Origin of the sequence: Pseudoduganella chitinolytica (assembly GCF_029028125.1) — a bacterium.
In the GTDB taxonomy this organism is placed as follows: domain Bacteria; phylum Pseudomonadota; class Gammaproteobacteria; order Burkholderiales; family Burkholderiaceae_D; genus Rugamonas; species Rugamonas chitinolytica.
This window is the reverse complement of the sequence record NZ_CP119083.1, coordinates 739,968-764,463: the sequence shown is the minus strand read 5'-3', so window position 1 is coordinate 764,463 and position 24,496 is coordinate 739,968. Positions and strand designations below refer to the sequence as shown.

28 protein-coding genes and 4 tRNA genes are annotated in these 24,496 nt (G+C 64.7%); 3 read left to right on the top strand and 29 right to left on the bottom strand.

The genetic code is table 11. The annotated features are described in order from the left end of the window. Positions 1 to 8: 8 nt before the first annotated feature. The 19 genes from PX653_RS03490 to PX653_RS03400 form a co-directional block, all read right to left on the bottom strand. Positions 9 to 82: transfer RNA gene (locus PX653_RS03490), tRNA-Cys, on the bottom strand. 58 nt (positions 83 to 140) lie between these two features. Next, a tRNA-Gly gene (locus PX653_RS03485) sits at positions 141 to 216 on the bottom strand. A gap of 40 nt (positions 217 to 256) precedes the next feature. Continuing rightward, positions 257 to 332: transfer RNA gene (locus PX653_RS03480), tRNA-Gly, on the bottom strand. A gap of 74 nt (positions 333 to 406) precedes the next feature. Further along, positions 407 to 482, bottom strand: a tRNA-Gly gene (locus PX653_RS03475). 105 nt (positions 483 to 587) lie between these two features. Then, a complete protein-coding gene (gene pgsA, locus PX653_RS03470) occupies positions 588 to 1,172 on the bottom strand; it encodes a CDP-diacylglycerol--glycerol-3-phosphate 3-phosphatidyltransferase (protein WP_277416538.1) in 585 nt (194 codons plus the stop codon). A 140-nt stretch (positions 1,173 to 1,312) separates the two neighbouring features. Further along, complete coding sequence (uvrC, locus tag PX653_RS03465) at positions 1,313 to 3,163, bottom strand: excinuclease ABC subunit UvrC (RefSeq protein ID WP_277416537.1); 1,851 nt, start codon at positions 3,161 to 3,163, stop codon at positions 1,313 to 1,315. A gap of 8 nt (positions 3,164 to 3,171) precedes the next feature. Continuing rightward, positions 3,172 to 3,570, bottom strand: a complete 399-nt coding sequence (gene acpS, locus PX653_RS03460; RefSeq protein ID WP_277416536.1) for a holo-ACP synthase — start codon at positions 3,568 to 3,570, stop codon at positions 3,172 to 3,174. Further along, positions 3,567 to 4,325, bottom strand: a complete 759-nt coding sequence (gene pdxJ, locus PX653_RS03455) for a pyridoxine 5'-phosphate synthase (protein ID WP_277416535.1) — start codon at positions 4,323 to 4,325, stop codon at positions 3,567 to 3,569. Before pdxJ ends, acpS begins: the two co-directional genes overlap by 4 nt. Before the next feature lie 11 nt (positions 4,326 to 4,336). Further along, positions 4,337 to 5,356 carry a DNA repair protein RecO gene (recO, locus tag PX653_RS03450; RefSeq protein WP_307730973.1) on the bottom strand — a complete coding sequence of 340 codons (1,020 nt, stop codon included), beginning with the start codon at positions 5,354 to 5,356 and terminating at the stop codon, positions 4,337 to 4,339. A gap of 4 nt (positions 5,357 to 5,360) precedes the next feature. Beyond that, positions 5,361 to 6,260, bottom strand: a complete 900-nt coding sequence (era, locus tag PX653_RS03445; protein WP_277416534.1) for a GTPase Era — start codon at positions 6,258 to 6,260, stop codon at positions 5,361 to 5,363. A gap of 13 nt (positions 6,261 to 6,273) precedes the next feature. Then, positions 6,274 to 7,062, bottom strand: a complete 789-nt coding sequence (rnc, locus tag PX653_RS03440; RefSeq protein ID WP_277416533.1) for a ribonuclease III — start codon at positions 7,060 to 7,062, stop codon at positions 6,274 to 6,276. 16 nt (positions 7,063 to 7,078) lie between these two features. Next, positions 7,079 to 7,438, bottom strand: a complete 360-nt coding sequence (locus tag PX653_RS03435) for a DUF4845 domain-containing protein (RefSeq protein WP_277416532.1) — start codon at positions 7,436 to 7,438, stop codon at positions 7,079 to 7,081. 9 nt (positions 7,439 to 7,447) lie between these two features. Continuing rightward, positions 7,448 to 8,368 (bottom strand): signal peptidase I, encoded by a 921-nt coding sequence (gene lepB / locus PX653_RS03430; RefSeq protein ID WP_277416531.1) that lies wholly within the window; start codon positions 8,366 to 8,368, stop codon positions 7,448 to 7,450. Then, entirely contained in the window at positions 8,365 to 10,158 is a 1,794-nt protein-coding gene (gene lepA, locus PX653_RS03425; protein WP_277416530.1) for a translation elongation factor 4, read from the bottom strand. Before lepA ends, lepB begins: the two co-directional genes overlap by 4 nt. 294 nt (positions 10,159 to 10,452) lie before the next feature. Then, complete coding sequence (locus tag PX653_RS03420; RefSeq protein WP_277416529.1) at positions 10,453 to 10,704, bottom strand: glutaredoxin family protein; 252 nt, start codon at positions 10,702 to 10,704, stop codon at positions 10,453 to 10,455. Positions 10,705 to 10,858: 154 nt separating this feature from the next. Next, positions 10,859 to 12,346 carry a Do family serine endopeptidase gene (locus PX653_RS03415; RefSeq protein WP_371876411.1) on the bottom strand — a complete coding sequence of 496 codons (1,488 nt, stop codon included), beginning with the start codon at positions 12,344 to 12,346 and terminating at the stop codon, positions 10,859 to 10,861. A gap of 177 nt (positions 12,347 to 12,523) precedes the next feature. Then, the gene (locus PX653_RS03410) at positions 12,524 to 13,138 is read right to left on the bottom strand and encodes an RseA family anti-sigma factor (RefSeq protein ID WP_277416528.1); all 615 of its coding nucleotides are present in this window, start codon (positions 13,136 to 13,138) and stop codon (positions 12,524 to 12,526) included. A 130-nt stretch (positions 13,139 to 13,268) separates the two neighbouring features. Further along, the gene (gene rpoE / locus PX653_RS03405; RefSeq protein WP_277416527.1) at positions 13,269 to 13,868 is read right to left on the bottom strand and encodes an RNA polymerase sigma factor RpoE; all 600 of its coding nucleotides are present in this window, start codon (positions 13,866 to 13,868) and stop codon (positions 13,269 to 13,271) included. A gap of 124 nt (positions 13,869 to 13,992) precedes the next feature. Next, on the bottom strand, positions 13,993 to 14,493 hold the full coding sequence (locus tag PX653_RS03400; protein ID WP_277416526.1) for a hypothetical protein: 501 nt from the start codon (positions 14,491 to 14,493) through the stop codon (positions 13,993 to 13,995). 27 nt (positions 14,494 to 14,520) lie between these two features. On the opposite strand from PX653_RS03400, the gene PX653_RS03395 reads away from it, so the two are divergent. Beyond that, positions 14,521 to 14,664, top strand: a complete 144-nt coding sequence (locus tag PX653_RS03395; protein WP_277416525.1) for a hypothetical protein — start codon at positions 14,521 to 14,523, stop codon at positions 14,662 to 14,664. A gap of 118 nt (positions 14,665 to 14,782) precedes the next feature. Here PX653_RS03395 and fabF read toward each other — a convergent pair whose 3' ends face one another. The 9 genes from fabF to PX653_RS03350 all read right to left on the bottom strand — a co-directional run bounded on the left by fabF (position 14,783) and on the right by PX653_RS03350 (position 21,681). Next, positions 14,783 to 16,027 carry a beta-ketoacyl-ACP synthase II gene (fabF, locus tag PX653_RS03390; protein ID WP_277416524.1) on the bottom strand — a complete coding sequence of 415 codons (1,245 nt, stop codon included), beginning with the start codon at positions 16,025 to 16,027 and terminating at the stop codon, positions 14,783 to 14,785. A gap of 48 nt (positions 16,028 to 16,075) precedes the next feature. Beyond that, on the bottom strand, positions 16,076 to 16,315 hold the full coding sequence (acpP, locus tag PX653_RS03385; RefSeq protein WP_028104092.1) for an acyl carrier protein: 240 nt from the start codon (positions 16,313 to 16,315) through the stop codon (positions 16,076 to 16,078). 191 nt (positions 16,316 to 16,506) lie between these two features. Continuing rightward, the gene (gene fabG / locus PX653_RS03380; protein WP_277416523.1) at positions 16,507 to 17,262 is read right to left on the bottom strand and encodes a 3-oxoacyl-ACP reductase FabG; all 756 of its coding nucleotides are present in this window, start codon (positions 17,260 to 17,262) and stop codon (positions 16,507 to 16,509) included. A gap of 49 nt (positions 17,263 to 17,311) precedes the next feature. Then, positions 17,312 to 18,253, bottom strand: coding sequence for an ACP S-malonyltransferase (gene fabD, locus PX653_RS03375; RefSeq protein WP_277416522.1), 942 nt, complete (start codon positions 18,251 to 18,253; stop codon positions 17,312 to 17,314). Between the two features lie 124 nt (positions 18,254 to 18,377). Continuing rightward, a complete protein-coding gene (locus PX653_RS03370; RefSeq protein ID WP_277416521.1) occupies positions 18,378 to 19,364 on the bottom strand; it encodes a beta-ketoacyl-ACP synthase III in 987 nt (328 codons plus the stop codon). Continuing rightward, entirely contained in the window at positions 19,361 to 20,425 is a 1,065-nt protein-coding gene (gene plsX / locus PX653_RS03365; protein ID WP_277416520.1) for a phosphate acyltransferase PlsX, read from the bottom strand. Before plsX ends, PX653_RS03370 begins: the two co-directional genes overlap by 4 nt. 155 nt (positions 20,426 to 20,580) lie before the next feature. Then, positions 20,581 to 20,763 (bottom strand): 50S ribosomal protein L32, encoded by a 183-nt coding sequence (rpmF, locus tag PX653_RS03360; RefSeq protein ID WP_028104096.1) that lies wholly within the window; start codon positions 20,761 to 20,763, stop codon positions 20,581 to 20,583. 193 nt (positions 20,764 to 20,956) lie between these two features. Beyond that, the gene (locus PX653_RS03355; protein WP_277416519.1) at positions 20,957 to 21,454 is read right to left on the bottom strand and encodes a YceD family protein; all 498 of its coding nucleotides are present in this window, start codon (positions 21,452 to 21,454) and stop codon (positions 20,957 to 20,959) included. Next, positions 21,451 to 21,681 (bottom strand): hypothetical protein, encoded by a 231-nt coding sequence (locus PX653_RS03350; RefSeq protein WP_277416518.1) that lies wholly within the window; start codon positions 21,679 to 21,681, stop codon positions 21,451 to 21,453. The genes PX653_RS03355 and PX653_RS03350 overlap by 4 nt, the downstream gene beginning before the upstream one ends. A gap of 11 nt (positions 21,682 to 21,692) precedes the next feature. Here PX653_RS03350 and PX653_RS03345 point away from each other — a divergent pair, with 11 nt between their 5' ends. Then, positions 21,693 to 22,304: a Maf-like protein gene (locus PX653_RS03345; RefSeq protein ID WP_277416517.1), complete on the top strand. Its 612-nt coding sequence runs from the start codon at positions 21,693 to 21,695 to the stop codon at positions 22,302 to 22,304. Between the two features lie 13 nt (positions 22,305 to 22,317). Continuing rightward, positions 22,318 to 23,055, top strand: coding sequence for an SAM-dependent methyltransferase (locus tag PX653_RS03340; protein ID WP_277416516.1), 738 nt, complete (start codon positions 22,318 to 22,320; stop codon positions 23,053 to 23,055). Positions 23,056 to 23,209: 154 nt separating this feature from the next. Here the strand turns inward: PX653_RS03340 and PX653_RS03335 are convergent, their stop codons facing one another. Continuing rightward, on the bottom strand, positions 23,210 to 24,493 hold the full coding sequence (locus tag PX653_RS03335) for an EAL and HDOD domain-containing protein (protein WP_277416515.1): 1,284 nt from the start codon (positions 24,491 to 24,493) through the stop codon (positions 23,210 to 23,212). Between the last annotated feature and the right edge of the window lie 3 nt (positions 24,494 to 24,496).

Below are 24,496 nucleotides of genomic sequence, written 5' to 3'. Positions count from 1 at the left end.
CATAACCTTGGAGGCGAGGACGGGAGTCGAACCCGTCTAGACGGCTTTGCAGGCCGCTGCATAACCGCTTTGCTACCTCGCCAGAGGAAACCTTTACTGCCAGACCCCAGCGCGGTTAACCGCTGCGACCCTTCGAATTCTGGAGCGGGAGAAGAGTCTCGAACTCTCGACCTCAACCTTGGCAAGGTTGCGCTCTACCAACTGAGCTACTCCCGCTTGGAGTGTGTTACTTATTTTGCTGCCCCGGTCTTTCGACTGGAGCGGGAGAAGAGTCTCGAACTCTCGACCTCAACCTTGGCAAGGTTGCGCTCTACCAACTGAGCTACTCCCGCATTTCAGGAACCGCATTATCGCAGAAACATCCTTGAATGCCCAGCGAATTGTTGTCATAACTGCTCGCAGACTTTGGAGCGGGAGAAGAGTCTCGAACTCTCGACCTCAACCTTGGCAAGGTTGCGCTCTACCAACTGAGCTACTCCCGCATCATCGTAGACCTTACTTCCTGCTACGCTTTTTTGCTGCGTCGTCATCAACAACAGGCCAGCATTATAGAGCATGGATTCGGGCTGTCAAGGGCAACATTGCATTCAGTTCAAAGTTCCCGATTTTTCCTTGATCAGCGGCCAGGCCTTCTTCAGGTAGTAGAACATGGACCAGACCGTCAACACGCTCGCCAGCCACAGCAGCTTCTCGCCCCAGAAGCGGGTGTCGATCGCGCCCAGCAGCACGTCGTAGTACAGCAGGGCCGGAATCGCCGTCATCTGCGCCGCCGTCTTGATCTTGCCGATCGAATTGACCGCCACCGACTTGGAAGCACCGAGCTGCGCCATCCATTCGCGCAGCGCCGAGATCGTGATCTCGCGGCCGATGATGATGAAGGCGATGATGGCATTGCAGCGGTCCAGCTGCACCAGCACCAGCAGCGCACCGGCCACCATCAGCTTGTCCGCGACGGGATCGAGGAAGGCGCCGAACGCGGAGGTCTGGTTCCAGCGCCGGGCCAGGAAGCCGTCGAACCAGTCGGTAATGGCGGCCACGATAAAGACCAGGGTGGCGGCCAGGTTGCGGTCCTGCAGCGGCAGCCACGAGGGTGGCAGGTAGTACACGCCCACGACGAGCGGAATGAGCGCGACGCGCAGCCAGGTCAGCAGGATAGGGATATTAAACGGCATAAAGGCGGAGCATGAAAGCAGGCATGGAGGCGGCTGTGAAATGGCGCATTATGAAATTTTATCAATGCGCCGCTAGTCTACCCTGCCGCCGAGCCTAATGCCAGCAAGCACGATACGTTGAGGCGTCTTGCACGTACCCCTCAGTGCAGCCGCCGGTAGATTTCCTCGGCCAGCTTGCCGGAGATACCCTCCACCGACATCAGGTCCTCCACGCTGGCATTGGCGACGCCGCGCAGGCCGCCGAAGCGGGCCAGCAGGCGCTGGCGACGCTTGGCGCCGATGCCCTCGATCTCCTCCAGCTGCGAGGTCTGGCGCGCCTTGGCGCGCTTGGCGCGCATCCCGGTGATGGCGAAGCGGTGGGCCTCGTCGCGGATCATCGCCACCAGCATCAGCGCGGCCGACTCCTTGCCCAGCTCCTGCGGCGCGCGGCCGTCCACGAAGATCAGCGTCTCCAGGCCCACCCTGCGGCCCTCGCCTTTCGCCACGCCGACGATCAGGCCGATGTCCAGCCCCAGCTCGACGAACACCTGGCGCGCCATCTCGACCTGGCCCTTGCCGCCGTCGATCAGCACGACGTCCGGCATGACGCCATCGCCGTTCGCGACCTTTTCGTAACGGCGCATCAGCACCTGGCGCATCGCCGCGTAGTCGTCGCCCGGCGTGATGTCGTTGATGTTGTAGCGACGGTACTCGCCGTTCTGCATCTGGTGATGGTGGAACACGACGCACGACGCCTGCGTGGCCTCGCCCTGCGTGTGGCTGATGTCGAAGCATTCGACACGCAAGGTGTCGAGGTCCTCGCACTCGAGGCCCAGCGCATCGACCAGCGCGCGCGTGCGCGACTGCTGCGAGCCCTGCTCCGACAGCAGCCGGGCCAGCGAGATCTCGGCGCCCTTCTGCGCCAGCTCCAGCCACTGGCGGCGCTGGCCCTGCGGCTGGAACAGCAGGTTGATGCGGTGGCCGCACTGTTCCTGCAGCGCGATCATCAGCTCCGGCTGGTCGAACTCGATGTTCAGGATCAGCACGCCGGGGATATACTTTTCCGTGTAGTGCTGCACCAGGAACGCGGCCAGCACTTCCACTTCGATGGCCTGTTCGGCCACGCTCTCCGCATCCATCACGTGGGTGGGGAAATAGGCGCGGTCGCCCAGGTGGCGCCCGCCCCGCACCATGGCCAGGTTGACGCAGGCACGCCCGCCCTGCACCACCACGGCGATGATGTCGACGTCCGCGTCGCCCGTCGTTTCCATGCTTTGCTGGTGCAGCACCTTCGACAGCGCCTGGATCTGGTTGCGCACGCCGGCGGCCTGTTCGAACTTCAGGTCGGCCGCGTAGCCGTGCATCTTCTGCTCCAGCTCCTCCATGACTTCATTGGTGCGCCCGCGCAGGAAGCGCGCGGCGTTGTTGACGTCGACGCGGTATTCCTCCGGCCCGATCGCGCCCACGCACGGCGCGCTGCAGCGGCCGATCTGGTTCAGCAGGCACGGGCGGGTGCGGTTCTGGTAGACGCTGTCCTCGCAGGTGCGCAGGCGGAACACGCGCTGCAGGATCTGCATCGATTCCTTGACGGCCCACGCGGACGGGAACGGCCCGAAGTACTGGTTCTTCTTGTCCACCGCGCCGCGGTAATAGGCCATGCGCGGCACCTCGTCGCCCGTCAGCTTCAGGTACGGATACGACTTATCGTCCCGGAACAGGATGTTGAAGCGCGGCTGCAGCGACTTGATCAGGTTGTTCTCGAGGATCAGCGCTTCCGCCTCGCTGTGCGTGACGGTCGTCTCCAGGCGCGCGATGCGCTCCACCATCATCGCGATGCGCGGGCTGGAATGGTTCTTCTGGAAGTAGCTGGAAACGCGCTTCTTCAGGTCGCGCGCCTTGCCGACGTACAGGACCTTGTCCTCGGCATCGAAGTAGCGGTACACGCCCGGCAGGTTGGGCAGCTTGGCCACCGTCGCGAGCACCTGCTCGCGCGCCGTGGCCGATGGTTGCATCGGTTCTGTCATTCGCTTGCCTGTTCCACGATCGCGAACGCGACCGCGTAATCCTCTTCATCGCTGACGGAGACCTGGGCCGTCAGCCGGTTCGCCTCCATGTAGTCCTTCAGCGCGCCCTCCCAGACGAAGGCGGGCTTGCCGTTGTCGGCATTGAGCAGCTGGGCCGCGGGCCACGTCATCGGCGCGCGCAGCCCGATGCCGAGCGCCTTCGACAGCGCTTCCTTGGCCGCGAAGCGCGTCGCCACGTAGCGCACGCCCCGCTGCGGGTGGCCGGCACTGCGGGTGCGGTACACCTCCATCTCGCGCGGACCGAGGATCTTTTGCGCGAAGCGCTCGCCGTGCCGCGCCAGTGCCTGGGCGATGCGGGGAATCTTGCAGATGTCGGTGCCGACGCCGTGGATCATCGCGCTCCCAGCCGGGTGGCGACCATGATCGCCTTCATCTCGCGCACGGCGTTTTCCCAACCCACGAAGAGCGCGTGGCCGACGATGGCGTGGCCGATGTTCAGCTCCGCGATGTCCGGGATGGCCGCGATGGCCTGCACGTTCGTGTAGTGCAGGCCGTGGCCCGCGTTGACCTTCAGCCCATGCTGCACGCCCCAGCGCACGCCGCGCCGGATGCGTTCCAGTTCTTCCTGCTGCGCGGGCCCCTCCGCATCGGCATAGGCGCCCGTGTGCAGTTCGATGACGGGGGCGCCCACGTCGGCCGCCGCGGCGATCTGCGCTTCGTCCGCGTCGATGAACAGGCTGACGCGAATGCCCTCGCCCTGCAGCTGTTTCACCGCCTGGGATACTTCGGCATGGAAGCGCACGACGTCCAGCCCCCCTTCCGTCGTGATCTCGGTGCGCTTCTCCGGCACCAGGCAGACGTCCGCCGGCTTGATGCGGCAGGCGAAATCGATCATCTCCTGCGTGACGGCCGCTTCCAGGTTCATGCGCGTCATCAGTTGCGGTGCCAGCGCAATCACGTCGGCATCCTTGATGTGGCGGCGGTCCTCGCGCAGGTGCAGGGTGATGCAGTCGGCCCCGGCCTGCTCGGCCAGCAGCGCGGCGCGGATCGGGTCGGGATAGGCCGTCCCGCGCGCGTTGCGCAAGGTGGCGACGTGGTCGATGTTGACGCCCAGGTCGATGACCGGGCCGGCGGGGTGCAGGAAGCTCATATTGTTGTTTTCTATAGTTGCATCAGGTCGATGAGAATCTGGCGGGTATTGAGCGGCGCGCCGTTCAGGTGGTACGCCAGCAGGAAGCGCATCAGCTGCTTGCTCTGGGCCTGGGTGGCGGCGTCACGGTAGTCCTCGCGCTCCATGTCCAGCAGCGTCTTGCCGGCCACGCGCGGTGCCGTGTCGTCCGGCTGCACCGGCCGCGGCCCCCGCTCCGGCTCCACCACGTACTGTACCTCGGCCAGCACTTTCGCGCGGGTGCTCGTGCAGCGCGTCAGGTCGGCCGCCACCCCCGTCTCCTTAAGTAAGGCCGTTTCGAATTTGCGCAAGACGATGGGCGGCGATTCCTGGTGCGCCAGCTGGTTCAGCGTGGCCACGTAATGGTCGAACAGCTTCGGGTGGGCGTCGTCGCGCGCCAGCAGCTTGACCAGCAGCTCGTTGAGGTAGAAGCCGCACAGCAGCGCCGTCTTCTCCAGCGGCAGCATGCCGCCGACCCAGTCCGCGTCCGTCAGCGTGCGCAGCTCGTTCTTGCCCGTCCATCCCGCCGACAGCGGCTGGAACGTCTGCAGCACGCCGCGCAACTGCGAATGGGGCCGTTTCGCACCCTTGGCGATCAGCGCGACGCGGCCGAAGTCGCGCGTCAGCAGCTCGACGATGAGGCTGGTTTCCTTGTACGGGTAGCTGTGCAGCACGAAGGCCGGCTGGCCGTGCACGCGGGTGCCGACGGTGCGGGACGGCGGGCGCTTGCGCGGTGCCTGGGGTGGTTGCGGTTGGGGCACGGCCGGGGCCGTATCGACCACGGTACCGGGGACCGGGGCGGGCCCAGGCTGGAGCGTGATGTCGTAGGGTACGGCCCGCTCGCGGACTTCCACGACCGGGCCCGTGTCCACCGTGGGGTCACACCCCGACAAGGACACCGTCTCATCCGTGACGCCACCACCGCCGATGGCCGAGCTCGTGTCCGTGTCGGGGTGTGACCCCAATGTGTGCAGAGTGGACACGGGCTCGGCCGTGGGGCGGCGCTTCGCCATCGGCTTATTCGTAGCCGTATGCGCGCAGGCCGGCTTCGTTGTCGGCCCAGCCGGATTTGACCTTGACCCAGATCTCCAGGTAGACGGGGCCGCCGAACAGGCGTTCCATGTCCAGGCGGGACTGGCTGGAGATTTCCTTCAGGCGCGCGCCCTTGTTGCCGATGATCATGGCCTTGTGGCCGTCGCGTTCGACGAGGATGGCGGCAAACACGCGGCGCAGGTCGCCTTCCTGCTCGAATTGCTCGATCAGCACCGTGCTGCTGTACGGCAGTTCGTCGCCGACGAAGCGGAACAGCTTTTCGCGCACGATTTCCGACGCCAGGAATTTCTCGCTGCGGTCCGTGATGTCGTCTTCGCCGAAGATCGGATCGTTTTCCGGCAGGAAGCGCTTGATCTCGTTCTGCAGGCCGTCCAGCTGGAAGCGCAGCTTGGCCGATACGGGCACGACGGCGGCGAAATCGAACTTCGACGCCACCTGCTGCGCGAACGGCAGCAGCACGGCCTTGTCCTTCATCCGGTCGGACTTGTTGATGACGAGGATGACGGGCACGTTTTTCGGCAGCAGATCCACGACTTGCTGGTCAGCCGGGCCGAACGTGCCCGCTTCCACCAGGTACAGGATCACGTCGGACGAGTCCAGCGTGTTGGTGACCGTCTTGTTCAGCGTCTTGTTCAGCGCGTTCGAGTGGCGCGTCTGGAAGCCGGGCGTGTCGACGTAGATGAACTGGGCATCCGCCACGGTCTGGATACCGGTGATGCGATGGCGCGTCGTCTGTGCCTTGCGCGACGTGATGCTGACCTTGGCGCCGATCAGCGTGTTCATCAGGGTCGATTTGCCCACGTTGGGGCGGCCGACGATGGCGATGTAACCGCAGCGGAAGGCGGTGGCGGGTGCGTCTGTCATGATTGAATCTCGGTTATTTGTTGGCGAGCTTGGCGTCCGCCGTCTGGTCGTTCTGGACCGTGGCGATGCCCGCCAGCTTCAGCTGGGCGGCGCGGGGCTTCGATTTGCGGGCCGCCGGCGGTGCTTTCAGCAGCGCCTGCTCGGCCACTTCCAGCGCCAGCTTGGCCGCGGCCTGTTCGCCGGCACGGCGGCTGCCGCCCCGGCCGTAGACCTGGATGCCCAGCTTGGGCACCAGGCATTCGATTTCAAACTCCTGGCTGTGCGCGGCGCCGTGCGTGGCGACCACATTGTACAGCGGCAGCGAAATCTTCTTACTTTGCAGGAATTCCTGCAGCAACGTCTTGGCGTCCTTGCCCAAGGTGCGCGGATCAACCGAGTCCAGGATCGGGATGTAGAACGCCCGGATCACCATGGCGGCGGCATCGAAGCCCGCGTCCAGGAAGATCGCGCCCAGCAACGCTTCGAGCGTATCGGCCAGGATCGACGGCCGGCGGAAGCCGCCCGACTTCAGTTCGCCCTCGCCCAGGCGCAGGAACTGCGACAGGTCCAGCTTCTGGGCGATCTCGTACAAGGACTGCTGCTTGACGAGGTTGGCGCGCAGGCGCGACAGGTCGCCTTCGTCGATCGCATGGTAACGCTCATACAGGATCGACGCGACCACGCAGTTGAGGATCGAGTCGCCCAGGAACTCCAGGCGTTCGTTATGCAGACTGCTGTGGCTGCGATGCGTCAGGGCCTGCTGAAGCAAGCCGGCATCCTTGAACGTGTGGCCCAGCCGGGTCTGCAATAACTGTAAATTCATCGTCTGGTCGTTCCTGTCATTTCTTGGCGGTCGAGCCGCTGTATTCCAGCAGCAGGCTGGCCGGGCCGGCAAGGTGGATCTTGCGCTCGTACGCGAACGATACCTGCTGTTCGCCGTCCACCCGCTCGATGGCCAGGTCGCGGCCGCTGATCGAGCTGATGTAGCCGGCCTCGGCAGCACGGTCGAACGCGGCGCGGATTTCCTGCGGCGTGCTGCCGGCCGCCTGCGCCTTGACGACGGCGGCCGAGACGGCCCGGTATTCCGAATAGGCGGGCACGATCTGCATCGCCAGCAACCCCAGCACGCCCAGCAGCGCCAGCACGACGATCAGGCCCACGAGGGAAATGCCGCGTTGGGTGGCTCCGGTCGTGCGCATGCCTGCTCCTTAGTGAATCCCGCCGATGCGGCGCATGTTCGAGAAGTTCATCCACACGGCCACGGCCTTGCCGACAATGTTCTTGTCCGGTACGAAGCCCCAGTAACGGCTGTCCGCGCTGTTGTCGCGGTTGTCACCCATCATGAAGTAATTACCGGCCGGAACGACGCACGTAAACCCTTCCGTCGTGTACGTGCAGGCTTCCTTGTTGGGGAAGTCGCGCACGTCGCCCAAGTTCAGCGTGGGCGCCCGGTCGTCGTTCAGGATGCGGTGTTCCACGCCCGTCAGGCTCTCCTTGAACTGTTTCTTGTAGACGAGGCTCTCGTCGTCCAGGTAGTCTTCCTGCGCGGCGTAGGCGACCGGCTTGCCGTTGACCGTCAGTTTCTTGCCTTCGTAGGTGATCTTATCACCAGGGACGCCAACGACGCGCTTGATGTAGTCCTGACTCATGTCCATCGGGTACTTGAACACCATCACGTCGCCCCGCTGCGGGTCGTTGATCTGGACGATCTTCTGGTTGATGATGGGCAGGCGGATGCCGTACGTGAACTTGTTGACGAGGATCAGGTCGCCCACCAGCAAGGTCGGCACCATCGACGACGACGGAATCTTGAACGGCTCGAACAGGAACGAGCGCAGCACGAACACCAGCGCGATGACGGGGAAGAAGCTGCCCGAGTACTCGATCCACGTGGGCTGGCGCAGGTGCTCCGCTTCCAGCTTCTCGCGCGCGTTCTGGTGGCTGTCGAGGCGGATGCCGTCGGCCGTCAGCTTGGCCGTGCGCGCATCGTACTCGGCCAGCGCCTTGTCGGCCGCCACGCGGCGTTGCTTCGACAGCACGAAGACGTCCAGGACCCAGATTACGCCCGTCACGACCATCAGGACGAACAGAATCAGCGCGAAATTGCCCAGGATGCTTTGCATTGTCATTTCTCTTCCACTTGGAGGATTGCCAGGAATGCTTCTTGCGGGATCTCGACGGAGCCCACCTGCTTCATGCGCTTCTTGCCGGCCTTCTGCTTCTCCAGCAGCTTCTTCTTACGGGAGATGTCGCCGCCGTAGCACTTGGCCAGCACGTTCTTGCGCAGGGCCTTGACGTTCTCGCGCGAGATGATGTTCGAGCCGATGGCGGCCTGGATGGCCACGTCGAACATCTGGCGCGGAATCAGTTCGCGCATCTTGGCGGCCACGGCGCGGCCACGGTACGGCGCGTTGGCGCGGTGGACGATGATCGCCAGCGCGTCGACCTTTTCGCTGTTGATCAGCATGTCGACCTTGACGACGTCGGCCGCGCGGTATTCCTTGAACTCGTAGTCCATCGACGCGTAGCCGCGCGACGTGGATTTGAGCTTGTCGAAGAAGTCGAGCACGATCTCGGCCATCGGCATCTCGTACATCAGCTTGACCTGGCGCCCGTGGTACGCCATGTCCATCTGGATGCCGCGCTTGGCAATACACAAGGTAATCACGGAACCCACGTACTCCTGCGGCATGTACAGGTTGACGGTGACGATCGGCTCGCGCACTTCCGTGATGTGCGACGGGTCCGGCATGCGCGACGGGTTGTCGACGTTCATGACGGTGCCGTCGCGGCGCTCGACTTCGTACACGACGGTCGGTGCCGTCGTGATCAAGTCCATGTCGAACTCGCGCTCCAGGCGTTCCTGCACGATTTCCATGTGCAACAAGCCCAGGAAGCCGCAGCGGAAGCCGAAGCCCAGCGCCTGCGATACTTCCGGCTCGTACATCAGCGCGGCGTCGTTCAGCTTCAGCTTTTCCAGCGAGTCGCGCAACGCGTCGTACTGGTTCGCTTCGACCGGGAACAGGCCGGCGAACACCTGCGGCTGCACTTCCTTGAAGCCCGGCAACGGCGCCTCGGCCGGCTTGGTCGCGGACGTGATCGTGTCGCCCACGCGGGCCACCTTCAGTTCCTTGATGCCTGCGATGACGAAGCCCACCTGCCCCGCGGACAGCTGCGGCAGCGATACGGAGCGGGGCGAGAAGATGCCGATGTCTTCCACCAGCTGGACGGAGTCGGTCGCCATCAGGCGGATCTTTTCCTTCGGCTTCATCGTGCCGTTGACCACGCGCACCAGCATGACGACGCCCACGTAGGCGTCGTACCACGAGTCGATGATCAGCGCCTGCAGCGGCGCTTCCGGATCGCCCTTCGGTGGCGGCACCTTGGCGATGATCGATTCCAGCACGTCCTCGACGCCCAGGCCCGTCTTGGCCGAGCAATGCACGGCGTCGCCCGCTTCGATGCCGATGACGTCCTCGATCTCGGCGATCGCCGTCGGCGGATCGGCGTTCGGCAGGTCGATCTTGTTCAGCACGGGCACCACTTCCACGCCCAGGTCGAGCGCCGTGTAGCAGTTCGCCACGGTCTGCGCTTCCACACCCTGGGAGGCATCGACGACCAGCAGCGCGCCTTCGCAGGCGGACAGCGAGCGGCTGACTTCATACGAGAAGTCGACGTGGCCGGGGGTATCGATCAGGTTCAGGTTGTAGACCTCGCCGTTGCGCGCCTTGTACTTCAGCGCCGCCGTCTGGGCCTTGATGGTGATGCCGCGCTCGCGCTCCAGATCCATCGAATCGAGCACCTGCGATTCCATCTCGCGGTCCGACAGGCCGCCACAGAGCTGGATGATACGGTCCGCCAGGGTGGACTTGCCATGGTCGATGTGGGCGATGATGGAGAAATTGCGAATGTTGTTCATTAATTTAAAAACGTATCAGACGACAGCAATACAAAAAGCGCTCTGGGGCCGGGGCCCTGGCGAGCGCTTTGAGGAAACCTCTACACCAGTACGGGCCCGCTCGCGCGGGGCTCAGGCCGGGCGCGCCAGCACATGCGCGGCGCCGCCGGGCGGCGGAACACATCACGGCGACGCCCTCCGCCGGAACACGAAATCCGGGTATAACCCTTGGCATTTTACCGGATTTCAGAGGGGAAAGCCCGACTTCTGACGTATCGGGCACGAAAAGATGCAAATCGGGAAATTGTCGAGCGATTAATTGCCGCGCAGAACGGCCAGCACGCGCGCTTCGTCCAGGAAGTAATGGCACAACTCGGGCCGGTCCAGCCCGGCGAACAGGACGGGCACCAGTTCGTCGAAGCGCTCCACCAGCGCGGGATCGGCGTCCACGTCGATCACTTCGACGGTAAATGAATGCTCGGGCGTGCGCAGCCGTTCCAAGGCGTCGAGCATGTCCTGGCACAGGTGGCAGTAGCTGCGGGAATAGAGGGTGAAGTGGGTCGGCAAGGGAAGTGAATCGAGAGGTTGGCAATGACTGTCGGCGTGCCGCGACTGCCTTCTTAACCCAAGAGCAAGATCCGGGGTCGGACCCGTCGGGTCCGACCCCAGCTTCAGGTCGTGGGGTGCGGCAGGCGCCAGCGCACCGCTGGCATCGGCAGGATCAACGGGCGGTCGGGCGCAGCGACACGAATTGCGACGTGTCGCCACGGCGCACCAGCACGACCGAAGGCTTCTTCGGATCGAGCTTGGCGACCAGCGCGGCAAACTGCTTGGCATCGACGATGGCCGAATTGTTCAACTGCAGCAGGATGTCGCCCTGGCGCAGGCCGGCCCCGGCCGCGGCGCCTTCGGTGGCATCGACCTTCACGCCGCCGGCCACGCCCAACTTCTTCTTCTCGGCGGCCGTCAGGTCGCTGACCTTGAAGCCCAGTGCGTTGGCCGCGCCTTCGGCCTTCGGCTTGCTGCGCTCGCCGCCACGGCCCGGCGCGCTGGCCTGGTCGGATTCGCGCTCGGCCACGACGATCGGCAGGTCCACCAGCGATCCCGTACGCCACACGGTAACGGTGGCCTTGCTGTTCGGCGTGGTATTGCCCACCAGGCGCGGCAGGTCGGATGACTTGGCGATCTCCGTGCCGTTGAACTTGACGATGATGTCGCCCGGCTTCAGGCCCGCCTTGGCGGCGGGTCCGCCCGCCTCCACCTGCGACACCTCGGCGCCACGCGCGCCCTTCAGGCCCAGCGACTCGGCCACCTCGCGGCTGACTTCGCCAACGGACACGCCGATGCGTCCGCGCGTGACCTTGCCGGATTTCTTCAACTGGTCCGCGACGCGCATGGCCTCGTCGATCGGCACGGCAAAGGAGATGCCGTTGTAGCCGCCGGACAAGGTGGCGATCTGCGAGTTGATGCCGATGACTTCGCCGCGCATATTGATCAGCGGACCGCCCGAATTGCCCGGGTTGACGGCCACGTCGCTCTGGATCAGGGGCAGGTACTCGCCCGTGTCGCGCGACTTGGCAGAAATAATGCCCGCCGTGACCGTGTTCTCCAGGTTGAACGGCGAGCCGATCGCGATCACCCATTCGCCGACGCGAATCTTGCCTGGATCGCCCATCGTCAATGCCGGCAGCTTGCCGCCGTCGATCTTCAGCAGCGCCACGTCGGTGCTGACATCCGAGCCCAGCACCTTGGCCTTGAACTCGCGCTTGTCCGTCAAGGTCACGTAGACCTCGTCGGCGCCGGCAACGACGTGCGCATTGGTCAGCACGTAGCCGTCGGCCGAAATGATGAAGCCGGAACCGACACCGCGCTGCACTTCCTGCTCCTGCGGCACGGCGCGGCGGCCGCCGCGTGGCGCCTGCGGCCCGCGCGGCGTCGGCATCTGGCCGCCGAAGAAGCGGCGGAAGAACTCCTGCATCTCATCCTGGTCCGGACCGTCGTCGCGCATGCGCAGACGCTCGGTAGTGCGGATATTGACGACGGCGGGGCCGACCTTGTCGACCATGTCGGAGAAGTCGGGCAGGCCCGCGACGGCCGACGCGGCCGCATGGACGGGCGCCAGGCCAACCGTTGCGGGAGCGAACAGGATACCCGCGCTGACCATCAGCGCCGACAAGGTTTTACTTCCAGCAGAGAAATTGGTTTTCATAGGAATAGTATTGTTTTTCGGATGGGTCGATCGCCTGGCAAATCGCGCAGCTTCGCACAATGGTAAGCGAAATCCGGCGTTGCAGCACACACAAGATGTTGCAAGCCGTTAGGAATTTCAAGAGGGGAAAACGCAGGTTGATGCAATGGTTTGTTGCAAGTTGTTGCAGGCAACAGGTCAGCGCGCCAACACGGGCGCGGGACCGTCGGCGGCAGGCGACGGTGCGGCTGGCGCGGGCGGGACGACGACGCCGTTCTCCGCAGTCCCTACGTCCTCGGTGCCAGCCGCGGCGGCAGCGTGGGCATTCCCGGCGGTATCGCGACGGGCATCGGCATCTGGGTCGGTGCCGGTGCCGGTGCCGGTGCCGGTGCCGGTGGCGGTGTCAGTGTCAGTGTCGGTGCCGGTGTCGGTGTCGATGTCGGTATCGGTGTCCGGGTCGGTGTCGGCTGCCGCGCGTTGTGACGATCCCGCCCCGCCAGCATTGGGGCCGGGCGGTGCGCCGGTCGCAGCGGCGGCCGCGGCGGGCTGTGCCGCCGTCCCGCCTGCGTTGCCTCGATCGTCCACCGGCAGGGGCTCGGCGGCAAGGCGCGCCGCCACCCGGGCCGCCAGGCCGGGCCCCGGCTCGACCGCTGCCGCATCGGCACGCAGGGTATCGCCGATCAGGCGGTACATGTCCCAGGCGGCCTGCCCCGCCGGCTCGGCCAGCGCGGCCATCGTCAGCTCCACGTCGCAGGCGGGCAGCTCGCCGTCCGCCAGCGCCGAGATGTTCTCCTGCAGTCGAGTCGTGTCCATAAGATGCCGCCGTAGTGGTACTGCCATCCGTGCGCGGGTCCCTGGCTGCCGGGCCCGCCTCCTGCCGCCGCCGCCCTCCCGGACAGCGGCCTCGGCCATGCCGTACGGGCACAGCACGAGTGTTCGCCCGCTACCAGCGCTTGTCAATCGGCACATCGAGCAGGGGGCGCAGTTTTTCCGCAATCACCTCACGCGCGCGGAAGATACGGCTGCGCACCGTACCGATGGGACAGGACATGATGGCGGATATTTCCTCGTAGCTCATCCCTTCGATCTCCCGCAGCAGGATCGCTGTGCGCAGGTCCACCGGCAGCGCATCCATCGCCGCGTTGACGGTCTGCGCGATCTGCTTGCTGGCAAGCATGGACTCGGGCGTGTTGATGTCGCGCGGACCTTCGCCCGCCGCGCCCGCCTCGCCGCTCTCCTCCGGCCCCACGGCCCCGGTCGCGCGACGGGCCTGGATCACGAGGTAGTTCTTTGCCGTGTTGATGCCGATGCGGTACAGCCACGTGTAGAACGCCGCATCGCCGCGGAAATGACGCAGCGCCCGGAACGCCTTGATGAACGTTTCCTGCACGATGTCTTCCGCCTCCGCCGGATCGCGCACGATGCGCGCCACCAGCCGCATCAGCCTGCGCTGATACTTCGATACCAGCAGATCGAATGCCTGCCGCTCGCCTGCCTGGACTCGTTCGACCAGCAGCCGGTCGCTCTCACGGTCTGTCGTCACCTTCTGCCCTCGGTGGCCTGCGGCGCGGCGCCCTACTGCTATGAGGCGGCGCACCCGCAATTGGTTCAGGGGTTGCGAGGATTTTTTTCGGGCATCCTCACGGGCCCGCCAACTGCGCACTCCTTCAGCCTGCTCCTTCCACATCGCCCGCCGCCGGCACGCGCGCGGCGACGGCGCGCAGGGCCAGCGCCAGCCGGCGCCACGCGTCCGGCCCGACACTGTCCGGCAGCACGGCAAGCCAGTGCACGACGTCGTCGTCGCCGCGCAGCCTGAGCAGCAGCAGCCCCGGCCACAGCGTGGAACCAGGCAGCATGCGCACCTCACGAGCCGCCGGGGCGACGGGCGGCGCACGCGCCGGCATGGCCGCCCGGCCTGCCATGCGCGAGCCGGTCATCAATGGGTATACCGCCAGGCGCATTGCACCGACACCCGAAATATCAAGCCGCGCCGGATTGACAAAGCCATGCCCGCGGCAGGCTGCCAGCGCGGCAGCTGCCGCAAGCGCCAGCCGCCATGACGCGTGCGGGGCACACGCGGCGGACAGCAGCACGAGCAAGTACAGCAGCACGTGCAGCCGCCACAGCCGCCGCGACGGCAGGATCGATACGGACACGGCAATCGACATCGGCACCTCCGACAGGCGGGAACAGGCATGCAGGCGCGCGGCAACGCATCGGCAGGCATGGCACGACAACGGGCCATCGCAAACGGTCAAGACCGGATCAGCGATCCGACAGAAAAAAACGGAAACGAAAACAGAAGCGCCGGCCTGTTGCCGGGCAATCGGTTGGAGTGACGTCCCCAACGGAGGGAGGAGTGCAAAGGGCGCGACATCGCTGCCGCGCCCTCCTGCGACTTCTTCCGGCGCTCACTCCGGTAAGACCGGAGTGAGCCGAAAAAAGTTCAATACGTGCTTAGACTTTGCCGAACACCAGGCTGCCGTTCGTGCCGCCGAAGCCGAACGAGTTCTTGACGGCATACTGGATATGCATCGGCCGGGCCACGTTAGCGCAGAAGTCCAGGTCGCATGCAGGGTCCTGGTTGAACAGGTTGATCGTGGGCGGTGCCACCTGGTGGTGGATCGCCAGCACGGTAAACACGGCTTCCAGGCCGCCCGCGCCACCCAGCAGGTGACCCGTCATCGACTTGGTGGAGCTGATCACCAGGTTCTTCGCGTGCTCGCCGAACGTGCGCTTGATGCCCAGCACTTCGGCCACGTCGCCCGGCGGGGTCGACGTACCATGCGCATTGACGTACTGCACCTGGTCGGGATTGATCCCGGCGCTCTTCAACGCGGCAATGGTGGCCTTGCTGCCGCCGCTGCCGTCTTCCAGCGGCGACGTCATGTGGTACGCATCGCCGCTCATGCCGAAGCCGTGCAGTTCCGCGTAGATCTTCGCGCCGCGCGCTTTCGCGTGCTCGTACTCTTCCAGCACCATCACGCCGGCGCCCTCGCCCAGCACGAAGCCGTCGCGGTCCTTGTCCCATGGACGGGACGCGGTGGCGGGATCGTCATTGCGGGTGGACAGCGCACGGGCCGTGGCGAAACCGCCCAGGCCGAGCGGCGACACGGTGGCCTCGGAGCCGCCGGCAACCATCGCGTCGGCATCGCCGTACTCGATCAGGCGGGCCGCTGCGCCGATGCTGTGCAGACCGGTGGTGCAGGCCGTCACGATAGCCAGGTTCGGGCCACGCATGTTGTACTTGATCGACAGATTGCCGGAGATCATATTAATGATCGAGGCCGGCACGAAGAACGGCGAAATGCGGCGCGGGCCGCGCTTGTCGTAGTCTTCCTTCTGTTCTTCGATCATCGGCAGGCCGCCGATGCCGGAGCCGATGATCACGCCGATGCGATCGGCGTTTTCCTCGGTGACGACCAGACCGGAATCCTCGATCGCCTGGATACCAGCAGCCATGCCGTAATGGATGAACGTATCCATGTGGCGGGCTGCCTTGGCGTCGATGTACTGCTCGACGTTGAAGTTCTTGACCTCGCCGGCAAAACGGGTCGAGAACGCACTGGCATCAAACTTGGTGATGTCGGCGATACCGGACTTGCCCTCGGTAATCGCGCTCCACGCTTCGGCAATCGTATTGCCGACCGGGGCCACGCAACCGAGACCGGTTACCACCACACGACGGTTTTTAGAACTCAAGCGATTCTCCTGGAGTCGATCGGGTACGGCTGATTCTGAAAACCTGGCTCAGGCCTTGACGTGCGCGGTCGCGTAGTCGATGGCTTGCTGCACCGTGGTGATCTTTTCAGCCTGTTCGTCTGGGATTTCCATTTCGAATTCGTCTTCCAGTGCCATGACCAGCTCAACGGTGTCGAGGGAGTCGGCGCCCAGGTCATCGACGAAGGACGATTCGTTCTTGATGTCTGCTTCGGCGACGCCCAGTTGTTCGGCGACGATCTTCTTAACGCGTTGTTCGATATCGGACATGTTATGGCTCCATTGTGGATGTTACGGAAAGCGCGCATTTTATCAGGTTTGCGCGTTGAAAAACTAATTTCGGCTTCTGTGCTCAGCTTTACCGAAATCGTTCGTAAAAGACGGGATCGTGTCTTTAATTATGCTGCGCGACCCCATCGATTCTTGCTTGCGGACACGCCTGGTACTGGCGTGTCCAGGGGTTACCCCATGTACATGCCGCCATTTACATGCAGCGTCGTACCTGTAATGTAATTGGCTTGCGGCGAGGCCAGGAACGCCACCGCCGCGGCGATGTCTTCCGGCTTGCCCAGGCGGCCCAGCGGGATCTGCGTCAGCAGGGCCGCGTGCTGCTCTTCGCCCAGCACCTTCGTCATGTCGGTATCGATGAAGCCTGGCGCGATGCAGTTGACGGTGATGTTGCGGCTGCCGATCTCGCGCGCCAGCGCGCGGCTCATGCCTTCCACGCCGGCCTTGGCCGCGGCGTAATTCATCTGGCCAGGATTGCCGAACGACGCGACGACGGACGTGATATTGATGATGCGGCCGGCCTTGGCCTTCATCATGCCGCGCAGCACGCCACGCGACAGGCGGCCGACGGCGGACAAGTTGGTGAGGATCACCTTGTCCCATTCGTCGTCCTTCATGCGCATCGCCAGCTGGTCGGCCGTGATGCCCGCGTTATTGACGAGGATGCCGACGGCGCCGTATTGCTTGGCGATCTCGTCGAGGATGCCGGCGCAGCGCTCGGCGTCCGTCACGTTCAGCACGGCGCCCTCGCCGGCCTCCGGACCGATCTCGGCCAGGTAGGCGGAAATCGCCTCGGCGCCCGCTTCGGTGGTGGCGGTGCCGATGACTTTCGCGCCCTGGCGCGCCAGTTCGATGGCGATGGCCTTGCCGATGCCGCGCGACGCGCCCGTGACGAGGGCGACTTGATTGGACAGGTTCATGGTTGACATCCCTTCTTTGTGGAATTTGTTGGCGGCCCGGCAGCGCCAGGCCGGCGCATCACTTCAGCGTGGCCAGCACGCGTTCCAGCGATGCCTGGTCGACGATCGCGTCGCCCACCAGGTTCGGGGCGATCCGCTTGGCCAGGCCCATCAGTACTTTACCCGGACCGCATTCGATCACCTGGCTGATGCCCTGGCTGGCCACCTGCTGCATCGTCTCGACCCAGCGCACGGGGCTGGCGGCCTGGCGCACCAGCGCATCCTTGATGCTGGCCGGGTCCGTCAGCACGGCCACGTCGACATTGTTGATCAGGTCGATCTGCGGCGCGTCGAAATGCAGGTTGGCCATGTAGTCGCGCAGGCGGTCCGACGCGGGCTTCAGCAGCGACGAGTGGAACGGCGCCGAGACAGGCAGGCGCATGGCGCGCTTGGCACCCTTGGCCTTGGCGAATTCGCACGCCTTCTCGACGGCGGCGGTATGGCCCGCGATGACGACCTGGGCCGGCGCATTGAAGTTGACGGCCTCGACCACCTGGTTCGGGTCCGCGGCCAGCGCCTCGGCGCAGGCCGCGCGCACGTCGTCGTCCGACAGGCCCAGCACGACCGCCATCGTGCCCTGGCCCACCGGCACCGCTTCCTGCATTGCCTGGGCGCGGAAGCGCACCAGCGGCACGGCATCCTTGAACGGAATCACGCCGGCGGCCACGAGCGCCGAGTATTCACCCAGGCTGTGGCCGGCAACGACGGACGGCACCGGACCGCCCGCGGCGATCCACGCGCGGTACACGGCCACGGCGGCCGTCAGCATGGCCGGCTGCGTATTGGTCGTCAGGTCCAGTTCTTCCTTCGGGCCTTCCTCGATCAGCTTGCCGAGGTCGAACTGCAGCGCGTCCGACGCTTCGGCCACCGTCTGCGCCACCACGGGATTGCCGGCAAAGCCCGCCAGCATCGCGACAGCCTGGGAACCCTGGCCCGGGAATACAAATGCAAATTTGGTCATGTTGTTCTCTTTCTGATTGGATGCGGCGCAAGGCTAACGCGCCCGGCGCCGGCGCGGCTACGCCTGGCTGGTAGAACACTAATTCTAAATCGGCGCGCATTGTACACCGCCGCGACCGCTTTGCTTACATCCGGGCCAGCACCGCACCCCACGTGAAGCCGCCGCCCACGCCTTCCATCATGACCGCCTGGCCCGGCTGGATGCGGCCGTCGCGCACGGCGACGTCCAGCGCCAGCGGAATCGACGCGGCCGACGTGTTGCCGTGCTGGTCCACCGTCACCACCATCTTCTCCAGTGGCAGGCCGAGCTTCTTGGCCGTGCCGTTCATGATGCGGATATTGGCCTGGTGCGGGATCAGCCAGTCGATCTGATCGGAGGTCATGCCGGCATGCTCGAGCGCCTCGTGCGCCACCTTCTCCAGTACCGACACGGCCAGCTTGAACACGGCCTGCCCGTCCATGTACAGGAACGCGCTGCCGGCCACGGCACCACCGGCGACATTGCCCGGCACCGACAGGATGTCCGCATGGCGGCCGTCCGCGTGCAGCTTGCAGGCCAGCACGCCCGGCTCCTGCGCAGCCGTCATGACGACCGCGCCGGCGCCGTCGCCGAACAGCACGCAGGTGGTGCGGTCCTCGAAGTTCAGGATGCGCGAGAACACCTCGGCGCCGATCACCAGCACGTTCTTGTGCATGCCCGACTTGATGAAGCTGTCCGCCGACGCGACCGCGTAGACGAAGCCGCTGCAGACGGCCTGCACGTCCACGGCGGCGCTCGTATTGGTCATGCCCAGCTTGCGCTGCACGATGCAGGCGGTGCTGGGGAAGCTGCCGAAGAAATCGGGCGTGGAACTGGCGACGATGATCAGGTCGATATCGTCCGGGCGCAGGCCCGCCATCTCCAGCGCGCGCTGCGCCGCGATCACGCCCAGGTCGGACGACACCTGCTCGGGTGCCGCATAGTGGCGCGCCTTGATGCCGCTGCGCGACGAGATCCACTCGTCGGACGTTTCGATGCCCTTGGCCGCCAGCTGGTCGGCCAGGTCGAAGTTGGTCACACGCCGTTCAGGCAGGTAGCTGCCGGTACCGATAATTTTGCTGTACAAAGTCATGCAGTCTCGTCCGATTTCGTTGCGTTCGGTTGTGGTTCGCGCGGCATCAGCTCGGCGATCATGTCCGCCAGCTGCTGCTGCACGTCGTTTTTGGCGGCCTCGTACGCCCGGCGCAGGGCCCATTCGAAGGCCTCCGCATCGGCGCCGCCATGGCTCTTGAAGACCAGCCCGCGCAGGCCCAGCAAGCTGGCGCCATTGTAGCGGGCGGGATTCAAGCGCTTCGTGATGCGCTTTAACGCGCTGCGGGCGATCACGGCGCCCAGCATCGTCAGCGGCGTGCGCTTGAACTCGGTCGTCAGCACCAGCTTGAAGAAGCGCGCCAGGCCCTCGATGGCCTTGAGCGTCACGTTGCCGACGAAGCCGTCGCATACGACCACGTCGGTGGTGCCCTTGAAGATGTCGTTGCCCTCGACATTGCCGAAGAAGTTCAGCTTGCCGCGCTCATGGTCGGCGCGCAGCAGTTGCGACGTGGCCTTGACGACCTCGTTGCCCTTGATGTCTTCCGTGCCCACGTTGAGCAGGCCAATGGTGGGCCGGGCGATGCCTTCCATCGCGTGCACCAGCACGGAACCCATGATGGCGAACTGGTGCAGGTGATGGGGCTCGCAGTCGACGTTGGCGCCCAGGTCCATCACGTAGGTGGGGCCGTCGTTCATGTTCGGCATGATCGTGCAGATGGCGGGACGGTCCACGCCGGCCATCGTCTTCAGCACGTAGCGCGACACGGCCATCAGGGCGCCGGTATTGCCGGCCGAGACGCAGGCTTGCGCCTTGCCGTCCTTGACCTGCTCGATGGCCACGCGCATGGACGAGTCCTTCTTGCGGCGCAGTGCGACCTCCAGCGGATCGTCCATCGTCACCTGCTCGGAGGCATGGAGGATGGACACGCGCGGATGCGCATCGGCATGCAGCTTTTTCAGCTCGGCCTTGACGACGTCTTCGAGCCCGACCAGGGTCAGCTCGGCATCGGGGGTACGTTTCAGGAAGGAGATTGCGGCGGGAATGGTGACAGACGGGCCGTGGTCTCCGCCCATGCAGTCGATTGAGATTTTGATTGTCATTGCGGGCAAAGAAGCAATTCTGACGGTGACGTCAGAGCCTGCGGTATTCAGTTACACGCCGGTCCGAAAAGCGGCGGGGGAAAAGAAAAAGCGGCGCCACGTCAGTTTCACTGCGTCGCACCGCTTTTGGTCTTTTGCCGGACAAAAAACGTCGATTACTCGTCGTTCTTGGTCTTCAGCACTTTGCGACCACGGTAGAAGCCGTTCGGGCTGATGTGGTGACGCAGGTGGGTTTCGCCGGTCGTCGGCTCGACGGCCAGGTTTGGCGCAACCAGGAAATCGTGCGAACGGTGCATACCGCGCTTCGATGGGGACTTCTTGTTCTGTTGAACTGCCATGATGACTCCTAATACTTAAGTTCTAAAATTTTAACACAAACGATCCGCAAAATGATGCAAATCGAGTATCCCAGCGGCAATCGCTTGCCGAACCGTGACTGCCTGCTGCTCTACTGCAAAATGCCATACCCGCAGCCCGCCTGGCACGTTCTTCATTTGCCTTCTCGCGAAGGCGGTACTGCAAACTGCAAACTTATGATTTCTTGAGCTCACGAAGAGCTTCGAACGGTGATTTCTTTTCGCTCTTGACCGAATCGAGCAGCCCGGTATCGGGGCAGACTTCGTGCTTCGGTGCTTGCGGCAAGGCCAGCAGGGCCTCGTCTTCCATCAGGTCCATCAGGTTCATGGAACGGGTGCCGACGATGACGTCGATCGTTTCGTCGTCGACGATCTCTTCGATCTCGTCGGCGTGGGCATCGCTCTCGCCCAGCATCAAGAGTGTCGCGGAGTCGATCTCGTACGCGAACGGGGTCAGGCAACGCTGGCACGTCAGCTGCACGGTCCCCGCGACGGCCAGGCGCATCTGCGGAAACCCTTGCTTGCTCGTGCTGCCTTCGGCACGCCATTCGATGGCGCCCGAGTTGTCGGCGCAATCCCTCGACAGGCGTTCCATTTCAGCCACCGGCGTGACGCCTTCCCGTGTGCTGTTGGTCCGACAGAATTCAAAGGCGTCGATCACAAGAGCATTCATTGGCTAAAATTTCCCTCGAAAACCTGCGATAATAACAGGGTTTTCAACGCCGCGTCAAAGACCTGGCCGCTTTTGCGGCCGGCTTGCTGCGAAATTGCTGCGAAATTGCTGCGAAATTGCTGCAGAATTGCTGAAAATCCGCAGCCTCGCATCGGGTCGACGTTGGGTAAACCGCACGGCCCACTCACGGCGCACAGAGCATATAACAATTCGTGGCCCGTCGCCATAAAAACTTTCCATGAACCCAACGCCTGCCTCTACACGCCAACCTCCCCTGATCCTTGCCAGCAGCTCCGCCTACCGTCGCGAACTGCTGCAACGCCTGCACCTGCCGTTCACCGTGGACGTGCCCGCCATCGACGAACGCCCCCTGCCCGGCGAAACCCCGCCCGCCACCGCGCTGCGCCTGGCGCAAGCCAAGGCGGCGGCCGTGGCCGCGCGCCATCCCGGCAGCCTCGTCATCGGTTCCGACCAGGTCGCCACGCTGGATGGCGAGCAGATCGGCAAACCCGGCAGCCACGAAGCGGCGCTGGCCCAACTGCGAAGGATGCGCGGGCGCGAAGTCGTGTTCCACACAGCGCTGTGCCTGGCCGACGGCCGCGACGGCAGCCACCAGGTGGAAGACATCCGGACGATCGTCAAGTTCCGCGACCTGCCGGATGCCGAGCTCGATGCCTACCTGCGCATCGAGCAGCCGTACGACTGCGCGGGCAGCGCCAAGAACGAAGGCCTGGGCATCGCCATCCTGGAACGGATCGATTCGACCGACCCGACCGCGCTGACGGGCCTGCCGCTGATCGCCCTCACAAGCATGCTGCGCCAGGCCGGCATCACCTTCTTCCAACAATAAGAAAGCTTCACTCATGCCAGGCACGCTTTACCTGATTCCGAACACCCTGGGCGAGACCGCCTCGCTCGATGCCGTCATCCCCACCCACGTGCAGGCGACGACGGCGCAACTGACGCATTTCGTCGCCGAGAACGCCAAGACGGCGCGGGCCTTCCTGAAGCTCGTCAACGCCACCCACCCGCTGGCCGTACCGCTGCAGCAGATCGCCATCGCCGAACTGAACGTCAATACCAGGGCGGAAGCGCTGGCTGGCCTGCTGGCGCCGCTGCGCGCGGGCCATGACGTGGGCCTGCTGTCCGAGGCGGGCGTCCCCGCGGTGGCCGATCCGGGCGCCGACCTGGTCCGGCTCGCGCACAAGGAAGGCATCGCCGTGCGGCCGCTGGTGGGGCCGTCCTCGCTGCTGCTGGCCGTCATGGCAAGCGGCCTGAACGGACAAAGCTTCGCCTTCAACGGCTACCTGCCGACCGACCCGGCCGCCCGCACGAAGCGCCTGCGCGAACTGGAGACGCGCTCGCGCCAGGAAAAGCAGACGCAGCTCTTTATCGAGACGCCGTATCGCAACGGCCAGATGCTGGAGGCGCTGGCATCGAGCTGCCAGGGCGGCACGCTGATCTGCGTGGCAACCGACATCAGCCTGGCGACGGAAACGATCCGCACGCAGACGGCGGCGCAGTGGCAGGGCGCGCTGGCGGCCGGGCGGGCGCCGGATTTCCACAAGAAGCCGACGGTGTTCTTGTTGCTGGGGCAGTGAGGGCGGGGGTCTGTCCCTTCGGGACTGACCCCGGTTTTTATCGTCGACGCATGAGTACCGAGGTTCCGGACTTGAACCCAACAGAATGACGGCTTGGCCGCGGAAAGAAACCGGGGTCGGTCCCCGTTGGGGACAGACCCCAGCATCTCATGCGCTAGCGTTTCGCCGGCTCCGCGATCGCGACCCGATACTCGTCGACCCACTCGTACGCCGCCAGCTGGCACGCATACAGCTCGGCCGGCGTCAGCTTCAGGCGGTGCAGCAGCGCCGTCAGCTCCGGCCCTTCCTGGGCCCGTTCGACCATCTCGATCAGCTTCAGCGCCGCGCCATACTGGCCGCCCCGGTGCAGCAGCGCGTCGCGCACTTCGTCCAGCACGTTGACGCTGCCGAGGATTTCGGACATCGCGACGGAGAACAGCGTATCCATCAGCGACATGATGCCGACGGTAAAACCGATATCGGCGCTGATGCGCTCGCCCGGCTGCAGCTTTTCCAGCAGCAGTTCCATCGTCTTGCCGCGGGTCGTCGCCAGTTGCAGCAGCGGCGAGTCGTATTGCTGGCCCTTCACGTACAGCAGGATCTGCAGCCAGCGCTGCAACTGGCGCCGGCCCAGCACGATCAGGGCGTGGGCCACGGAATTGATGCGGAAGCGCGCCCCCACGGCCGGCGTGTTCACGAGGCGCAGCAGGTTCAGGGTGATCAACGGGTCGAGCTTGACGCTGCGTTCGATGTCGCGCTGCTCGGCATCGCTGTTCAACAGGTCCAACAGCTGCATGATGGCCAGCTGCGACGGCGCGATCTTCTTGCCCGACAGGATGACGGGCTTGGCGAAGTAATAACCCTGGAAGTACTCGAACCCCAGGTCCATGCACTGGCGGAACTGGTCGTGCGTCTCGACCTTCTCGGCCAGCAGCTTCTGGTGCGGGTTCTTCAGGGAGCGCGTCAGCGCGGCCAGCGCATCAGGCGCCATCTGCTGGATATCGACCTTGATGATGTCCATCAGCGGCTGCAGCTTGCGCAGGCTTTCGGTGGCGCCACCCACGTCGTCCAGCGCGAACTTGAAGCCGGCCTGGCGCAACTCGGCCAGGCGGGCCAGCACGTCCGGCGTGGGCTCGACCGTTTCCAGTACTTCCAGGATGACCTTGTCGTTCGGCAAGAAGCGGATGAAGTCGCTCATCAGCCCTTCCGTATCGACGTTGACGTAGGCCAGCTGGTCGCCCACGACCTGCTCCATGCCCAGTTCGGACGCATGCGCGATGACGGATGCCGTCGCGGCCGTGCCGTCCGTGAATTCCGCGCCCTCGCATTCGGCGTTACGATACAGCAGCTCGTAGGCGACGAGCCGCTGGTTGCGATTGAGGATGGGCTGCCGCGCCAGGAAAAAGTTATTGGCGAACGGCATGGGAATGGCGGCTTCCGGGCGTGCGGCCAAGGTCATCAC

Coding starts and splice junctions, on each gene's coding strand:
- PX653_RS03415 (WP_371876411.1), bottom strand. CDS start 12,346: ATGAAAACCAATTTCTCTGCTGGAAGTAAAACCTTGTCGGCGCTGATG.
- PX653_RS03400 (WP_277416526.1), bottom strand. CDS start 14,493: ATGTCGATTGCCGTGTCCGTATCGATCCTGCCGTCGCGGCGGCTGTGG.
- fabD (WP_277416522.1), bottom strand. CDS start 18,253: ATGACCAAATTTGCATTTGTATTCCCGGGCCAGGGTTCCCAGGCTGTC.
- PX653_RS03335 (WP_277416515.1), bottom strand. CDS start 24,493: ATGACCTTGGCCGCACGCCCGGAAGCCGCCATTCCCATGCCGTTCGCC.
- PX653_RS03345 (WP_277416517.1), top strand. CDS start 21,693: ATGAACCCAACGCCTGCCTCTACACGCCAACCTCCCCTGATCCTTGCC.
- PX653_RS03350 (WP_277416518.1), bottom strand. CDS start 21,681: ATGGCGACGGGCCACGAATTGTTATATGCTCTGTGCGCCGTGAGTGGG.
- acpP (WP_028104092.1), bottom strand. CDS start 16,315: ATGTCCGATATCGAACAACGCGTTAAGAAGATCGTCGCCGAACAACTG.
- rpmF (WP_028104096.1), bottom strand. CDS start 20,763: ATGGCAGTTCAACAGAACAAGAAGTCCCCATCGAAGCGCGGTATGCAC.
- PX653_RS03355 (WP_277416519.1), bottom strand. CDS start 21,454: ATGAATGCTCTTGTGATCGACGCCTTTGAATTCTGTCGGACCAACAGC.
- lepA (WP_277416530.1), bottom strand. CDS start 10,158: ATGAACAACATTCGCAATTTCTCCATCATCGCCCACATCGACCATGGC.
- PX653_RS03340 (WP_277416516.1), top strand. CDS start 22,318: ATGCCAGGCACGCTTTACCTGATTCCGAACACCCTGGGCGAGACCGCC.
- uvrC (WP_277416537.1), bottom strand. CDS start 3,163: ATGCAACCATCGGCCACGGCGCGCGAGCAGGTGCTCGCGACGGTGGCC.
- era (WP_277416534.1), bottom strand. CDS start 6,260: ATGACAGACGCACCCGCCACCGCCTTCCGCTGCGGTTACATCGCCATC.
- PX653_RS03370 (WP_277416521.1), bottom strand. CDS start 19,364: ATGACTTTGTACAGCAAAATTATCGGTACCGGCAGCTACCTGCCTGAA.
- PX653_RS03435 (WP_277416532.1), bottom strand. CDS start 7,438: ATGCGCACGACCGGAGCCACCCAACGCGGCATTTCCCTCGTGGGCCTG.
- rnc (WP_277416533.1), bottom strand. CDS start 7,062: ATGAATTTACAGTTATTGCAGACCCGGCTGGGCCACACGTTCAAGGAT.
- acpS (WP_277416536.1), bottom strand. CDS start 3,570: ATGATCCACGGCGTCGGCACCGACATCTGCAAGATTCCCCGCATCGCC.
- fabG (WP_277416523.1), bottom strand. CDS start 17,262: ATGTCAACCATGAACCTGTCCAATCAAGTCGCCCTCGTCACGGGCGCG.
- lepB (WP_277416531.1), bottom strand. CDS start 8,368: ATGACAATGCAAAGCATCCTGGGCAATTTCGCGCTGATTCTGTTCGTC.
- plsX (WP_277416520.1), bottom strand. CDS start 20,425: ATGACAATCAAAATCTCAATCGACTGCATGGGCGGAGACCACGGCCCG.
- pgsA (WP_277416538.1), bottom strand. CDS start 1,172: ATGCCGTTTAATATCCCTATCCTGCTGACCTGGCTGCGCGTCGCGCTC.
- PX653_RS03410 (WP_277416528.1), bottom strand. CDS start 13,138: ATGGACACGACTCGACTGCAGGAGAACATCTCGGCGCTGGCGGACGGC.
- pdxJ (WP_277416535.1), bottom strand. CDS start 4,325: ATGAGCTTCCTGCACCCCGCCGGCCCGGTCATCGACCTGGGCGTCAAC.
- recO (WP_307730973.1), bottom strand. CDS start 5,356: ATGGCGAAGCGCCGCCCCACGGCCGAGCCCGTGTCCACTCTGCACACA.
- PX653_RS03395 (WP_277416525.1), top strand. CDS start 14,521: ATGCAGGCGCGCGGCAACGCATCGGCAGGCATGGCACGACAACGGGCC.